Raw genomic sequence first — 13,955 nt, 5'->3', positions numbered from 1 at the left:
CAGCGACCGGATCTCAGCCCGGTCGCTCCTCGCCCCGCGAGATCTCGGCCCACTGGGACCCCGAGTCGACCGGCGGCCATTCCGGGTCGCGCGAGCTGTCGAGGCTGTCGAGCACGGAGAAGTCGCTGGCCTGTGCCTGCCCCCGCTCCACCACTGGTGACAGGGTTTCGTGGATGCGGTGCGCCACGTACCAGCTGGCGCGCAGCTTGGCCTCGCGGGTGTGCGACCCCAGCCGGGGTGTGAGGTGCAGGTTGGGAATGTTGTGCAGCGGGGTGCCGGGCCCGGCGAACTGGGGGTGCGCCCCGTCGAGCAGGCAGGCGTCGATCCGGCCATCCGTCAGCGCCAGTGCCAGTGCCTCGGGTTCGAACAGCGCGCTGCGGCTCAGCCCCACCCACAGCTGACCGGGCTTGCAGTTGTTGAGCAGGCGTTCGTTGATCCAGCCCTTGAAGCGGGAGGCATAGACCATCTGCAGCGACACGGCGTCGCTGCGCGCCAGCAGCTCGTTGGCCGGGATGTATTCGATGCCCAGCTTCTTCCAGATCGGTGCGCCCTGGTGCACCGCCGGGTCGTAGCCCAGCAGGCGCACCCCGAGCCCCCTGAGCATGGGCGCCAGGGTGTGGGCCACCGGGGCCAGGCCCAGCAGGCCCACGGTGCTGCCATAGAGCTCCCGGCCCATGCGCACCTGCGCCAGCTTGCGTCCCAGGAGGGCGCTGACCATGCCGCGCCGGTAGAGCATCAGCAGACCATAGAGCAGGTACTCTGCATTCGAACGCACCGTGGCGCTGCGCGCCTGGATCACCCGGATCTGGCGCTGCGCGCAGGCCTCCAGGTCGGTGTTTTCGCTGGAGATCTGCATGCGCGCCACCACCTTCAACAGGGGCGCGAAATCGAGAAACTCCCGCGAGACGACCACATGCGAGGGCAACACCAGTGCCTTCGTCTTGTAGACCTGCTTGCGCAGTGCCATGGGGTCGTCTGCCAGCTCCGGGGCCAGCGTCACGGCGTGGCGCTCCTGGAGCCAGGACAGGGCTTCAGGAACTAAGGGGTCGAGGAGCAGGATTTCCATGGTCGTCGGGCCGGCGATTGCGGCATGCCGCAACCATGGTGGACCCAGTTCAGCGGCGCTTGAGCACCGTGATGAAGTCGCGCCCTACGGTCTGCTGCTCCACCAGTTCGTTGCCCGTCTGCTTGGCAAAGGCCTGGAAGTCGCGAACCGATCCGGCGTCGGTGGCGATCACCTTGAGCGTCTGGCCACTGGTCATGTCCGCCAGGGCCTTCTTGGCCTTCAGGATGGGCAGCGGGCAGTTCAGGCCGCGGGCGTCGAGTTCTTTGGTGGCGTTCATGAAGGAATCCTCGGAGATCGAATTTTAAACAGGAAGGGTGACAGAGATCAAAAACTGTATCAATTTGTACGAAGAAAAGTCACGCCGCCGGGACCTCCATGAACTGGGGCTCGATGCCGATCGAGCGCAGCCAGTCGGCCAGGGCAAAGCCCGTTCCGGCCGGCCAGCACCGGACCTGTTCCGGCGTGAGCAGCTTGTATTCGGCCAGCTCCGGGGACAGCACGATCTGCCCTTCGGCGAGTGCGTGGTAGGTGATGATGACCTGGTTCATGCGCTGGAAATCGTGCACGCCGATCAGCTTCAAGGCCGTCACGGTCAGCCCGGTTTCTTCGGCGATCTCGCGCCGGATGCCCTCTTCCGGCGTTTCCCCCGCTTCCATGAAGCCGGTGATCAGCGCGAACATGCGGTGCTGCCAGGCGGCGTTGCGGGCCAGCAGCACCTTGTCGCCCACCTGCACGATGGCGGCCAGCACGGGCGTCGGGTTGTTCCAGTGGGTGAAGTCGCAGGCCGTGCAGCGCAGGCGGTGCTTCAGACCGCCATCTTCCTGCGCAGCGGTCAGCGCCAGAGGCGCGGCACAGCAGGGACAGAACCGGTACTCGGCGGCCATGGCAGGCAACGGCCTCAGGCCGGGAACACGCCGGTCGAGAGGTAGCGGTCGCCGCGGTCGCAGACGATGAAGGCGATGGTGGCGTTCTCGACCTGCGCCGCGATCTGCTGCGCCACCCAGCAGGCGCCCGCGGCCGAAATGCCCGCAAAGATGCCCTCTTCTCGCGCCAGGCGGCGGCACATCTCCTCGGCGTCCGACTGCCCCACCAGGACCAGTTCGTCCACACCCGACGGGTCGTAGATCTTGGGCAGGTACTCCTGCGGCCACTTGCGGATGCCCGGGATGCGCGACCCCTCGCTGGGCTGGGCGCCGATGATGCGGACGGCCGGGTTCTTCTCCCTCAGGAAGCGCGAGACGCCGGTGATGGTGCCGGTGGTGCCCATGGCGCTGACGAAGTGCGTGATGCGCCCGCCGGTCTGCTCCCACAGTTCGGGTCCGGTGGTCTCGTAGTGGATGCGCGGGTTGTCGGCGTTGGCGAACTGGTCCAGCACGCGCCCCTTGCCCTCCTTCTCCATCTTGTCGGCCAGATCGCGCGCGTATTCCATGCCGCCGCTCTTGGGCGTGAGGACGAGTTCCGCACCAAAGGCCTTCATGGTCTGGGCGCGCTCGATGGACAGGTCCTCCGGCATGATCAGCACCATGCGGTAGCCCTTGATGGCCGCGGCCATGGCCAGTGCGATGCCGGTGTTGCCCGAGGTCGCCTCGATCAGCGTGTCGCCGGGCTTTATGTCGCCGCGCTCCTCGGCGCGCTTGATCATCGACAGCGCGGGCCGGTCCTTCACCGAACCGGCCGGGTTGTTGCCTTCGAGCTTGCCCAGGATCACGTTGCCCCGCGCACGGAGCATCTCAGAGCCGATGCGCTGCAACGCAACCAGCGGCGTGCGGCCGATGGCGTCTTCAATGGTCGGGTAGTTCATGCACCCCACTGTGCCATAATTTCGGGCTGTCCATGACACCCGCCCGGGTGGCGAAATCGGTAGACGCAGGGGATTCAAAATCCCCCGCCAGAGATGGTGTGTCGGTTCGAGTCCGACCCCGGGCACCAGCTTTCAGGGCCGCGCAGCGTTGGTTGCGCGGCCTTTTGTTTTGGTGCTTTCCGCGGGGGCATCCGCGTTGGCCAGCTCATCCTCCAGCATCTGCCGGTACACCCGCGGCAGCTCGCGGGACATGCTGTTGTTCTCGATGCCATAGCCCAGGCTGGTCCAGGTGCCCGAAAGCCGGCGCAGCACCGGCTGGATGCGGCCCTGGCGCAGCTGGGCCGAGAGGTTGCCCCAGCGCCCTTCCTGCAGCCAGGCGTGCACAACCACGTCCTGGTACACGGGTGCAAAGCTCAGGCCAGTGGCGTCCAGTGCATCGTCGGTGCGCTCCGGGTGGTAACGCGCAGCCAGCTCCAGCCAGGTGCTGTAGAGCAGCTGGTAGCGGCCCGCCGCGGTGGAGCAGTTGCCCCGGTTCGGCCCCTGACCGATCGACTCGCAGCGGTTGGGATGCCGCTCCAGGGTGCCCACGTAGTCGCCTCCGTACAGCACGTGGTAGGGGCGCATGACATTGGACTCGCTGGCCGAGATGGTGCGCATCAGCGCCCGCAGGTAGGGGTCGCCCCCGGCCATCACCAGTGGCTGGGTGCCCGGCAGCAGCAGCCAGGGTCGCCACAGCCAGAGCATCAGCAGCATGAACGCAACCGCCAGCGCCGTCAGCCCCAGGCGGGCGCGCCAGGGTGAACCCCAGAAGTCGCGCTGGTGCGAAGGCCGTTGGTTCAGGTCGTGCGACATGGGGTCGGTGGGTGCAGGGTGGCGCTGAGACAATGGGCATTGTCCAACACCCACACCAAGCCCATGCTGCTGCCCGTTGCCGCCGTGATCGCCGGACTGCTATTGCTGATCTGGAGCGCCGACCGCTTCGTCGAGGGTGCCTCCGCGACCGCCCAGCACTTCGCGGTGCCGCCCCTGCTGGTGGGCATGGTCATCGTGGGCTTCGGCACCTCGGCACCGGAACTGGTGGTGTCCGTCATTGCGGCCACACAGGGCAACCCGGCGCTGGCGCTGGGCAACGCCTGGGGATCGAACATCGTCAACATGGGCCTGATCCTGGGCGTGACCGCACTGATCGCGCCGATCCAGGTGCGGTCGGTGGTGCTGCGCAAGGAACTGCCCCTGCTCATGGCGGTGACCGCGCTCTCGGCCCTGCTGGCCTGGGACCTGACCCTCTCGCGCGCCAACGCGCTGGTGCTGCTGGCGGCGTTTGCGGCGCTGATGGTCTGGTCCATCCGCAAAGCCCGCACCCATGGCGACGACGCGCTGGCGCAGGAGACCGCCAGCGAGCTGAAAGCGGGCGCCCTGCCGCTGCCGCGCGCCCTGCTGTGGCTGGTTCTGGGGCTGGTGGTGCTGGTGGCCAGCTCGCGCCTGCTGGTCTGGGGCGCGGTGGAGATCGCCCAGAACCTGGGCATCAGCGACCTCGTGATCGGCCTGACCGTGGTGGCCATCGGCACCTCGCTGCCCGAACTGGCGTCCTGCGTGGCGGCCGCGCGCAAGGGCGAAGACGACATCGCCCTGGGCAACGTGCTGGGCTCGGGTCTGTTCAACACGCTGGCGGTGGTGGGCTTGGCGGGCACCATCGCGCCCATGGACGTGGAATCGGCCGCGCTCACGCGCGACCTGCCGGTGATGGCGGGCCTGACGGTGCTCCTTTGGAAGATGGGCCGCGGCTGGCGTAGGCCTGGGCGCATCAACCGCTGGGAGGCGGGCGGTCTGCTCGGTGTCTACGGGGCCTACACGCTCTGGCTGCTCTGGACCATGGGGCCACGCTGACGGCGCTGTGAAATTTCAGCCGCGCAGGCCCTGCGCCACCGTGGGGTAGCGCAGCCGCAGGCCCAGCTCGGTCTTCATGCGCCGGTTGTGCAGGCGGCGCGACTCGCTCATGAAGCTCAGCAGCACCATCGGCAGCTGGTCGCCCGCGGCGTCGCGCGCAACGCGCGGCGGCCGGGGCAGGCCGTACAGATCGGCCGCGAAGTCGAAGTAGTCGCCCATCTTGAGCTCGGTGTCGTCCACCACGTTGATGGTGCGCCGGGGCTTGCCGCGCCAGAGCGCCAGCACGCAGGCGCGCGCCAGGTCGTCGGCGTGGATGTGGTTGGTGTAGACGTCGTCCTCGGGCCGGAGCACCGGTGTGCCGCGGCGCAAGCGCTCCTGCGGCGTGCCGCCCGCCCGGTCGGGCGCGTAGATGCCCGGGATGCGCAGCACGCTGCTGCGCACGCCCAGCGCGCGCGCCAGCCAGTGCACCGAGGCCTCGGCGTCGACCCGTCGCCAGGCGCGCGGGGTCAGCGGCCGGGTGGGCGCCGACTCGTCCACCCAGCGGCCCTCGCAGTTGCCATACACCCCGGTCGTGGAACCATAGACCAGGGCGCTCGGAGGCGACCGCCGCGCCAGTGTCCGCACCAGGGACCGGGTCCTCGCGTCGGCCTGCCAGTCGGCCTGTCCTTCGGACGGCGGTGGCGCCAGGTGGAGCACGCGTGTGGCCAGGCCGGCCAGCCGCTGCAGGTCGGCCGGCCGGTCCAGGTTGCCGATCAGGGGCGTGATGCCTTGGCCACGCAAGGCGCCGGCATTGTCGGGGTTGGAGGTCAGCGCCAGCAGACGGACGCGCCGCCCGCCACCGAGCTCGCGCGCGGCGCGCCGGCCCACGTCACCGCAGCCGATGATGAGCACCCGTTCGCGGCGGAAACGGGCTGGAAGGGCACCAAGAAATGTCATGGATTCGAATTTGGGAAAATGGCGGGTTGCCTGCGGGGGCGCCCGCGGTTCAGCGCCCGTTCATACAAACCACTGTAGCCTGATTCACCATGACCTTCAGCATCACCGTCCAGCCCAGCGGCCGACAGTTCAGCGCCGAATCCGGCGAAGCCATTCTCGCGGCCGGCATCCGCCAGGGCATCGGCCTGCCCTACGGCTGCAAGGACGGCGCCTGCGGCTCCTGCAAGTGCAAGCTCGTCAGCGGCAGCGTCGCCCACGGCCCGCACCAGGCCAAGGCCCTGAGCGCAGAAGAGGAAGCCTCCGGCTACATCCTCACCTGCTGCGGCGTCGCGCAGAGCGACGTGGTGCTCGAGTCGCGCCAGGTCACCGAAGCGGGCGCGTTCCCGATCAAGAAAATGCCGGTGCGCGTGATCAGCCTGGAACGCGCCTCGCACGACGTGATCGTGATGAAGCTGCAGCTGCCTGCGGCCGACACCTTCCAGTACCACGCCGGCCAGTACGTCGAGTTCCTGCTGCGCGACGGCGACCGCCGCAGCTACTCGATGGCCAACGCACCGCACACCCAGGCCGCGGGCCCGCAGGTCGAACTGCACATCCGCCACATGCCCGGCGGCAAGTTCACCGACCATGTGTTCGGAGCCATGAAGGAAAAGGACATCCTGCGCGTCGAAGGGCCCTACGGCGGCTTCTACCTGCGCGAGGACAGCGACAAGCCCATGGTGCTGCTGGCCTCGGGCACCGGCTTCGCGCCCATCAAGGCCATCATCGAACACATGCGCCACAAGGGCATCACGCGGCCGGCCACGCTCTACTGGGGCGGCCGCCGTCCGGCCGACCTGTACCAGTCGGCCTGGATCGAGGAGCAGCTGGCCACCATGCCCCACCTGCGCTACGTGCCGGTGATCTCCGATGCGCTGCCAGAGGACGCCTGGACCGGCCGCACGGGCTTCGTGCACCGCGCGGTGCTGGAAGACACGCCCGACCTCTCGGGTCACGAGGTGTACGCCTGTGGCGCGCCGATCGTGGTGGAGTCGGCCAAGCGCGACTACCTGGCCGCCGGCCTGCCCGAAGAAGCGTTCTACGCCGACTCGTTCACCAGCGCCAAGGACAAGCTGTGAGCACCCGCCGCCACATCATTGCACTCGCCGCCACCGCGGCCCTCGCGTTCCCTGCGCTGTCGATGGCGCAGGCCGACAAGCCCACCCGCATCATCGTGCCGTTTGGCGCCGGCGGCCCGATCGACGTGACCGCACGCATCCTGGCGGAGGCGGTCAAGGATTCGCTGGGCACGGTGATCGTAGAGAACCGGCCCGGTGCCGGCGGCAACATCGGCGTCAGCGCCGTGGCCCGGGCCGCGCCCGACGGCCACACGCTGGGCATTGCCACCACCGCCTCGCACGGCATCAACCCCTGGCTGTTCAGCAAGCTGCCCTACGACCCCGCCAAGGATTTCGCCCCGGTCACGCAGATGCTGCGCGTGCCCAATGTGCTGGTGATGAACGCCGACACGGCGCAGCGGCTGAACATCCGCAGTCTGGCCGATCTCATCCGCTACGCCAAGGCCAACCCCGGCAAGCTCAACTACGGGTCCGGTGGCAACGGCAGCGCCGGCCACCTGGCGGGCGAGCTGCTGAAACACCAGGCCGGCATCTTCGCGGTTCATATCCCTTACAACGGTGGCAACCCGGCGCAGCTGGCCCTGCTGTCGGGGCAGGTGGATTTCAACATCGACAACCTGGCCACCGCCGCCGCCAACATCCGCGCCGGCAAGCTGCGCGCCCTGGCCGTGACCACGGCACAGCGCAGCGCCATGCTGCCGGAGGTGCCGCCGATGGCCGAGACCCTGCCCGGCTTTGAAGTGGACACCTGGTGGGGGCTGATCGCGCCGGCGGGCACTCCGGCCGAGACCGTGCGCAAGCTCAACAGCGCGTTCACTGCCGCGCTCGGCACGCCAGAGGTCAAGGCCCAGTTCGCGCGCCTGCTGGCCGAACCGGCGCCCAGCACGCCTCAGGCGTTCGAAGCCTTCCTGCAGAAAGAGCGCGGCAAGTACGAGCGCATGGTCAAACTCAGCGGCGCCCAGGTCGACTGATCAGACCCCGGCCTCGGCCAGCAGCTTCTTCAGGTCGCCGGCAAGCGCCGGCGCGCCGCTGCCATAGCGGTGGTACAGCCGCAGGCGTCCCTGGGTGTCGTAGACATAGCTGCCCGCCGAGTGGTCCATGGTGTAGCTGGTGGGGGTCTTGCCGTCGACCTTCTTGTAGTAGATGCGGAAGCTCTTGGCGACCTCGGGCAGCTTGTCCGGCTGCGCGTAGAGTGCGAGAAACGTGGGGTCGAAGCTGCCCATGTACTCCTTCATGATCTCCGGCGTGTCCCGCTCCGGGTCGACGCTGACGAACAGGCCCTGCAGCTTGTCCCCGTCCGCCCCCAGCAGCTGTTTGGCCTGCGCCATCTCGCTCATGGAGGTCGGGCACACGTCCGGGCACTGGGTGTAGCCGAAGAAGATCACCACCACCTTGCCCTTGAAGTCCGCCAGCGTGCGCGCCTGGCCGTTGTGGTCGGTCAGCGAGAAGCCGGTGGCGTAGTCCGCGCCCGTGATGTCGATGCCCGAGAAGCCGGTGGCGGTGGCGTCCGCGGGTTTGTCGGAGCAGGCGGCCAGCAGGGTGCTGCACAGTGCCAGGGAAATCAGATGCCGACGTTTCATGGCGGGAGGGTGTTTCAGATGTAGTGGTCGATCAGCATCGCGGCGAACAGCAGCGACAGGTGCCAGAGCGAAAAGCGGAAGGTCTTGCGGGCGAGCGCGTCCGAATAGTTGCGCCACAGGGCCCAGGCGTAGCCGCAGAACCCGACGCTCAGCGCCAGTGCGGCCACCAGGTAAACCCAGCCGCTCATGCGCATGATGAAGGGCATCAGGCAGGCGGCGAACAGCACGAAGGTGTAAAGCAGGATCTGCAGCCGCGTGAACTCCGAACCATGGGTGACCGGCAGCATGGGCAGACCGGACTTGCGGTAGTCCTCGACGCGGTAGAGCGCCAGCGCCCAGAAGTGCGGAGGCGTCCAGAGGAAGATGATCAGGAACAGGATCAGCGCCTCGGGCGCGACCACACCGGTCATCGCCGCCCAGCCCAGCACCGGCGGCATGGCACCGGACGCCCCGCCGATCACGATGTTCTGCGGCGTCAGCGGCTTGAGGATGACGGTGTAGATCACCGCGTAGCCCACGAAGGTGGCGAAGGTCAGCCACATGGTCAGCGGGTTGACCCACAGGTACAGGATGGCCGAGCCGAGCGCACACAGCACGGCCGAGAACGTCAGCGTCCGCACATTGCCCAGCTCGCCCTTGGCGGTGGGCCGCCAGGCGGTGCGGCGCATCTTGGCGTCGATCTGCTGCTCGACCACGCAGTTGAAGGCCGCGGCGGCGCCGGCCACCAGCCAGATGCCCAGGCAGGCCAGCGCGGCCGTCTGCAACTGGGCCCAGCTGGGCAGCCCGGGCACGGCCAGCACCATGCCGATGAGGGCGCAGAAGACGATCAGCTGGATGACGCGCGGCTTGGTCAGCGCGTGGTATTGGCGCCAGACCGAGGGCATGGTCGGGGCCAGGGAAGTGGGCGCGGTGCTCATGGGGAGGTGCGGGGAACGGTGAGCGCGGGTGCGCCCACGGAAGAAGGTGCGGTGCGGGTGCCTGCCAGCAGTCCGGTCATCACGACCACCAGAGCGGCCGCGCCACCCGTGTGACCGACGGCAGACAGAAGCGGCCAGTCCAGCACCACATTGCTCAGGCCGGTCGCCAGCTGCAGACCCGCCAGCGCGAGCAACCAGCGCGCCGATGGGCGCGCGCCCGGCTGAGACCACAGGTGCCCGGCCAGCGCCACGAGCGCAGCGAGCACGAGGTAGGCAAACAGGCGGTGCACGTAATGGATGCCGGTCAGCGCGGCAAAAGTGATGGGCTGGCCATCGGCGTTCATGCCCAACTCGCGCCAGACCGTGAAGCCTTCGCGCAGGTTCATCGACGGCCACCAGCCACCCTGACAGGTGGGGAAGGTGTCACAAGCCAGCACCGCGTAGTTGGTGCTGACCCAGCCGCCCAGCGCGATCTGCAGCCACAGCAGCGCGTACACCAGCAGCAGGGCCCGGCGGGCCGGTCGGCCCAGCATCAGCGGCGCATGCCCCTGCACGCCCAGGTCGTAGGCCACCGACTGGGCCCTCAGCAGGGCCAGCAACACCATGCCCCCGAGCAGGTGCAGGGTGACGATGGCCGGGAACAGCTTCATGGTCACGGTCAGCGCGCCGAAGGCGCCTTGCAGACAGACCCAGAACAGGGTCAGCCAGGCCCAGGCCGGGGAAATGCTCAGGCGCCGGCGCTCGATCCAGCTGGTCACAGCAAGCACCAGGATCAGCACCCCGACCGCCGTCGCGAGATAGCGGTGGATCATCTCCACCCAGGCCTTGCTGTGCGTGACCGGTCCGGTGGGCATGGCCTGCTGCGCCGCCGAGATGGAGGCGTGCGCGCCCACCGGACTGGCGCTGCCGTAACAGCCCGGCCAGTCTGGGCAGCCCAGGCCGGAGTCGGTCAGCCGAGTGAAGGCGCCGAACAGCACCAGGTCAAAGGTCAGGAACAGGGTCAGCAGGGTCAGCGCGCGCAGGCGCTGCGCGCCGCTCGCGCGGCGGTGGCGCAGCCACACCCAGGCCAGCGGCCCCAGGGCGATCACGGCCCCCAAGAGCATCAGCCGCAGTGCGGGCGACAGGTCGTACAGCTCGCCCATGTCAGCGCCCGGCCTTGTCCCAGAACGCCGACGCGCGCAGCAGGCGGTCGAGATCGCGCTTGACCTGCTTCGGATCGGCCTGCGCCGGGAAGCGCATCATCCAGTTGCCGATGGGATCGACCACATACAGGTGGTCCTCCAGGCGCTGGCCCGCCGCGGGCTGCAGCCAGGTCGCCAGTGCGGCCGCGTCGACGTGCAGCACGGTCGCCGCCGCCGTCGCCTGCTTCAAGGGTTCGGACAGTGCGGGCGAGCCGGTGCGCAGCCACACCCAGTCCAGCCGGTCCTTGTCCTTGCCAAGGGTTTCGCGCAGCTGCCGCTGCAGGAACAGGTGCTTCTGGCAGGCATCGTCGCAGGCGGAGTCGGCGACGCTGATGAACAGCCACTGGTTCTTCAGCTGGGTCAGCGGCACCAGCCGGCCGCTGGCGTCGGTACCCACCAGATCGGGCAGAGGGCGCTGCGGGTCGATCAGTTCGCCGTAGTTGCGGCGGCCTTCGGGCCGGATCACGTAGTAGGTGAAGTACGACGCGATCACCGGCGAGGCGCACACCAGCAGGAGCAGCAGCATCTTCCAGCGCCCGGCCCGGGTGGCGGCGCTGGTGTCCGGCGCATCGGCCTTGGGCAGGCTGTGCACCGTCAGGGTCAGGGGTTCATCGGGGGTCTTGGCCATGAAGCGTGCGTCGGCGACGGGGAGAAATCAGTTGGAACCAGGCGTACAGCCCGGCGGCGACCGCACTCATGGCGAACCACTGGGCGGCGTATGCGTGGTGCTTGTGAGCAGCGGATTCGAAGCGCGGCCACTCGCGGAGCAGGCCTTCGGGCGAGGCGCCGGTCTGCAACACCGACATCGGCAGCAGCGCCAGCCCGGTGTCCCTGGCCAGCGACTCGATGTCGAGATTTTGCCGGATGCGCCCCTGCTCCGCTGCGCCCAGCTCGAACAGCCGGCTGGGCGGTGGGGCCAGGCGTCCGGTGACCTCCACCTCGTCCGAAGGGGTGGGGACTTCGGGCACCTGCGACCGGTCCTGGAAGTTGCGGGGCACCCAGCCGCGCTGCACCAGCAGCGCGCGCCCGTCACCCGAGAGTCTGAGCGGCGTGACCAGGATGAAGCCGCTGCGCCCGGCCATGGGCCGATTGTCCAGAAAGACACTGGCCTCCGGCACCCACTGCCCCTTGAGCCGGACCATGCGGTGCAGCAGCGGCTCGACAACACCGTTGGCCGATAGGACCGCGGCACCGTCGAGCGCCGCCATCGCGCCCCGCTCGGCGATGCCCGTTTCCAGAGCCTGCTTCTGGGCTGCACGCGAGAGTTGCCAGACACCCAGCGATGCCGTGAGCCCAACCGTGCCGGCTGCGGCAATGGTCACGGTCCAGAAGCGGGTGCGAGGTGTCATGGAAGGCAATGAAGAACTGGGAGCGGCGGATAATCCCCGCATGACCTATCTTGTGATTGTGGCGTTTGTGGCCATCCTCGGCAGCCTGGCGGCGGCGCTGGTGTTCATGATGCGCGGCGGCGGCCAGGGCGACGACACCGGATCCCGCCGCAAAAACCCCATGGCCAAGGCTCTGGCCTTCCGCGTCGGCTTTTCCATCCTGCTGTTCGTCGTGGTGCTGCTCAGTTACTGGATGGGCTGGATCCAGCCCACCGGCCTGCCGCTTCGGGGTTGAAGGGCCGGCACACCGGGTCCAAAAAAACGGCGCCTTCCGGCGCCGTTTTCTCTGGGACGGGCGGCGGGGCCGCCCAGTGCGTCACATCCAGTACACGAGGATGTAGAGGCCCAGCCAGACCACGTCCACGAAGTGCCAGTACCAGGCCGCACCTTCGAAGCCGAAATGCTTCTGGGCGGTGAAATGGCCCTTCTGCAGGCGCAGGGTGATGAACAGCAGCATCAGCATGCCGACGAACACGTGGAAGCCGTGGAAGCCGGTCAGCATGAAGAAGGTCGAACCGAAGATGCCCGACGACAGCTTGAGGTTCAGGTCGCCATAGGCGTGGGCGTACTCGTAGCCCTGCACGAACAGGAACACCAGACCCAGGATCACCGTCATCCACATGAAGGCGATGGTCTTGCCGCGGTTGCCCGCCTGCAGGGCGTGGTGGGCGATGGTCAGCGTCACGCCAGAGGTCAGCAGCAGCGCGGTGTTGATCGTGGGCAACCAGAACGGGCCCATGGTCTGGAACGGCTCGACGATGCCGGCCGGCGAGGCGGTGGCACCGACCTGGCGGCTCGGCCAGACGGACGTGAAGTCGGGCCACAGCAGGGCGTTCTCGATGTTGCCCAGCGCCGGCACCGAGTGGGTGCGGGCCCACCACAGCGCGGTGAAGAACGCACCGAAGAACATCACTTCCGAGAAGATGAACCAGCTCATGCTCCAGCGGTAGGACAGGTCGATCTTCCGGCCGTACAGACCACCCTCGCTCTCGGTCACCGCATCACGGAACCACTGGAACAGCACCACCAGCCAGAAGGCCAGGCCAAAAGCCAGCGAATACATGCCCCAGGCGGCACCGTTGATCCACTGACCTGCACCAAGAATCACGAAGAACAGGCCGACGGCCGCCATCACCGGGTGACGGGAGGGTCCGGGGACGAAGTAATAAGGCGTCGTGCCGTGGGTTGCTGCTGACATGCTCGCTCCTCAGTGCTTTCGCTGGTATGAATGAATAAAACTGTTTGATTCGGATGACTGGTTCAGCCAGCCACCCAGTTCACGATCAGGATCAGGATGCCGACAAACGCCAGGGCCATCAACACCCCCACCACCATCAGGTGGATCGGGTTGAGGCGGGCGATGTCGCGCTGATAGTCGGCCTGGCGACGGATTCCCAGAAAGCCCCAGAGCACCGCCTTCACGGTGTCCATGACCGAGCCCTTGCGTTTGTGGACCGGGGGCGTGCTCACACGGCCCCCTGACTGGTCACGGCCACAGGCGCCGGCGCGCGACCGACCATGCCTTGCGGCGCCGCGGGCACCTTGCCGCCCACCTCGAAGAAGGTGTAGGACAACGTGATGGTCGTCACGTCCTTGGGCAGCTTCGGATCGATCACGAAGGCCACCGGCCACTCTTTCTTCTCACCAGGCGCGAGGGTGTACTGCGTGAAGCAGAAACACTCGAGCTTGTTGAAATGGGAGGCCGCCTGCGTCGGTGCGTAGCTGGGAATCGCCTGCGCCGCCATCGTGCGGTTCTGGATGTTCTGGAACTCGTAGAGCACGGTGGTCAACTCGCCCGGATGCACCTGCAGTGTCCGGACGGTCGGCTTGAAGTGCCAGGGCCCGCGTGCGTTGACATCGAACTCCACCGTGATGGTGCGCGACCTGTCGACCTGGGTGTTGAGCACCTTGGGCTGGGCACCGGGCACCGTGCGCTCGGTCAGCGCGAGGACATTGATGCCCGTGGCTTCACAGATGGCCTTGTACAGCGGCACCAGCGCATACCCGAAGGCGAACATGCCCAGCGTGATCACGCCGAGCTTGCCCACCATCTTCAGGTTCTCTCGTTTCAGACCCATCGA

General features: G+C 67.8%; 18 protein-coding genes and 1 tRNA gene. 5 read left to right on the top strand and 14 right to left on the bottom strand.

Going from position 1 to position 13,955, the window contains the following annotated elements:
- Positions 1 to 13 precede the first annotated feature (13 nt).
- The 4 genes from HPF_RS04825 to cysM all read right to left on the bottom strand — a co-directional run bounded on the left by HPF_RS04825 (position 14) and on the right by cysM (position 2,867).
- Positions 14 to 1,066, bottom strand: a complete 1,053-nt coding sequence (locus HPF_RS04825; protein ID WP_133155893.1) for an NAD(P)-dependent oxidoreductase — start codon at positions 1,064 to 1,066, stop codon at positions 14 to 16.
- Positions 1,067 to 1,115: 49 nt separating this feature from the next.
- Positions 1,116 to 1,343, bottom strand: coding sequence for a sulfurtransferase TusA family protein (locus HPF_RS04820; RefSeq protein ID WP_133155892.1), 228 nt, complete (start codon positions 1,341 to 1,343; stop codon positions 1,116 to 1,118).
- A 79-nt stretch (positions 1,344 to 1,422) separates the two neighbouring features.
- Entirely contained in the window at positions 1,423 to 1,950 is a 528-nt protein-coding gene (locus HPF_RS04815) for an NUDIX domain-containing protein (RefSeq protein ID WP_133155891.1), read from the bottom strand.
- Between the two features lie 14 nt (positions 1,951 to 1,964).
- Positions 1,965 to 2,867 carry a cysteine synthase CysM gene (cysM, locus tag HPF_RS04810; RefSeq protein WP_133155890.1) on the bottom strand — a complete coding sequence of 301 codons (903 nt, stop codon included), beginning with the start codon at positions 2,865 to 2,867 and terminating at the stop codon, positions 1,965 to 1,967.
- 41 nt (positions 2,868 to 2,908) lie between these two features.
- Between cysM and HPF_RS04805 the strand changes: the two genes are divergently transcribed.
- Positions 2,909 to 2,995: transfer RNA gene (locus HPF_RS04805), tRNA-Leu, on the top strand.
- Positions 2,996 to 2,999: 4 nt separating this feature from the next.
- Here HPF_RS04805 and HPF_RS04800 read toward each other — a convergent pair.
- Positions 3,000 to 3,719 carry a glycoside hydrolase family 24 protein gene (locus HPF_RS04800; protein WP_079364527.1) on the bottom strand — a complete coding sequence of 240 codons (720 nt, stop codon included), beginning with the start codon at positions 3,717 to 3,719 and terminating at the stop codon, positions 3,000 to 3,002.
- Between the two features lie 39 nt (positions 3,720 to 3,758).
- On the opposite strand from HPF_RS04800, the gene HPF_RS04795 reads away from it, so the two are divergent.
- Positions 3,759 to 4,754 (top strand): calcium/sodium antiporter, encoded by a 996-nt coding sequence (locus HPF_RS04795; RefSeq protein ID WP_243721682.1) that lies wholly within the window; start codon positions 3,759 to 3,761, stop codon positions 4,752 to 4,754.
- A 15-nt stretch (positions 4,755 to 4,769) separates the two neighbouring features.
- On the opposite strand, the gene HPF_RS04790 is transcribed toward HPF_RS04795, so the two are convergent.
- On the bottom strand, positions 4,770 to 5,690 hold the full coding sequence (locus HPF_RS04790; RefSeq protein WP_133155889.1) for an SDR family oxidoreductase: 921 nt from the start codon (positions 5,688 to 5,690) through the stop codon (positions 4,770 to 4,772).
- Positions 5,691 to 5,779: 89 nt separating this feature from the next.
- Here HPF_RS04790 and HPF_RS04785 point away from each other — a divergent pair, with 89 nt between their 5' ends.
- Both HPF_RS04785 and HPF_RS04780 read left to right on the top strand, forming a co-directional pair.
- Positions 5,780 to 6,808 carry a CDP-6-deoxy-delta-3,4-glucoseen reductase gene (locus tag HPF_RS04785; protein ID WP_066158597.1) on the top strand — a complete coding sequence of 343 codons (1,029 nt, stop codon included), beginning with the start codon at positions 5,780 to 5,782 and terminating at the stop codon, positions 6,806 to 6,808.
- Entirely contained in the window at positions 6,805 to 7,779 is a 975-nt protein-coding gene (locus HPF_RS04780) for a Bug family tripartite tricarboxylate transporter substrate binding protein (RefSeq protein WP_133155888.1), read from the top strand. Before HPF_RS04785 ends, HPF_RS04780 begins: the two co-directional genes overlap by 4 nt.
- Here the strand turns inward: HPF_RS04780 and HPF_RS04775 are convergent, their stop codons facing one another.
- Genes HPF_RS04775 through HPF_RS04755 form a run of 5 tightly spaced genes read right to left on the bottom strand, consistent with a single transcriptional unit; the run spans position 7,780 to position 11,835 of the window.
- Positions 7,780 to 8,388 carry an SCO family protein gene (locus HPF_RS04775; RefSeq protein WP_127803456.1) on the bottom strand — a complete coding sequence of 203 codons (609 nt, stop codon included), beginning with the start codon at positions 8,386 to 8,388 and terminating at the stop codon, positions 7,780 to 7,782.
- 14 nt (positions 8,389 to 8,402) lie between these two features.
- Positions 8,403 to 9,305 (bottom strand): heme o synthase, encoded by a 903-nt coding sequence (cyoE, locus tag HPF_RS04770; RefSeq protein ID WP_133155887.1) that lies wholly within the window; start codon positions 9,303 to 9,305, stop codon positions 8,403 to 8,405.
- Entirely contained in the window at positions 9,302 to 10,447 is a 1,146-nt protein-coding gene (locus HPF_RS04765) for a COX15/CtaA family protein (RefSeq protein ID WP_127803460.1), read from the bottom strand. The genes cyoE and HPF_RS04765 overlap by 4 nt, the downstream gene beginning before the upstream one ends.
- A gap of 1 nt (position 10,448) precedes the next feature.
- A complete protein-coding gene (locus HPF_RS04760) occupies positions 10,449 to 11,114 on the bottom strand; it encodes an SCO family protein (RefSeq protein WP_127803462.1) in 666 nt (221 codons plus the stop codon).
- On the bottom strand, positions 11,095 to 11,835 hold the full coding sequence (locus HPF_RS04755) for an SURF1 family protein (RefSeq protein ID WP_127803464.1): 741 nt from the start codon (positions 11,833 to 11,835) through the stop codon (positions 11,095 to 11,097). Before HPF_RS04755 ends, HPF_RS04760 begins: the two co-directional genes overlap by 20 nt.
- Positions 11,836 to 11,875: 40 nt before the next feature.
- Between HPF_RS04755 and HPF_RS04750 the strand changes: the two genes are divergently transcribed.
- A complete protein-coding gene (locus tag HPF_RS04750; protein WP_066158612.1) occupies positions 11,876 to 12,109 on the top strand; it encodes a twin transmembrane helix small protein in 234 nt (77 codons plus the stop codon).
- 81 nt (positions 12,110 to 12,190) lie between these two features.
- On the opposite strand, the gene HPF_RS04745 is transcribed toward HPF_RS04750, so the two are convergent.
- The 3 genes from HPF_RS04745 to HPF_RS04735 all read right to left on the bottom strand — a co-directional run bounded on the left by HPF_RS04745 (position 12,191) and on the right by HPF_RS04735 (position 13,952).
- Positions 12,191 to 13,072 (bottom strand): cytochrome c oxidase subunit 3, encoded by an 882-nt coding sequence (locus HPF_RS04745; protein WP_066158614.1) that lies wholly within the window; start codon positions 13,070 to 13,072, stop codon positions 12,191 to 12,193.
- Between the two features lie 62 nt (positions 13,073 to 13,134).
- Positions 13,135 to 13,344 (bottom strand): DUF2970 domain-containing protein, encoded by a 210-nt coding sequence (locus HPF_RS04740; RefSeq protein WP_066158616.1) that lies wholly within the window; start codon positions 13,342 to 13,344, stop codon positions 13,135 to 13,137.
- Positions 13,341 to 13,952 (bottom strand): cytochrome c oxidase assembly protein, encoded by a 612-nt coding sequence (locus tag HPF_RS04735; protein WP_133155886.1) that lies wholly within the window; start codon positions 13,950 to 13,952, stop codon positions 13,341 to 13,343. The genes HPF_RS04740 and HPF_RS04735 overlap by 4 nt, the downstream gene beginning before the upstream one ends.
- Positions 13,953 to 13,955: the final 3 nt, after the last annotated feature.

This window comes from Hydrogenophaga pseudoflava, assembly GCF_004353865.1.
GTDB lineage: Bacteria > Pseudomonadota > Gammaproteobacteria > Burkholderiales > Burkholderiaceae_C > Hydrogenophaga > Hydrogenophaga pseudoflava.
The sequence above is the reverse complement of the archived record's forward strand: the minus strand, read 5'-3'. Positions and strand labels throughout refer to the sequence as shown.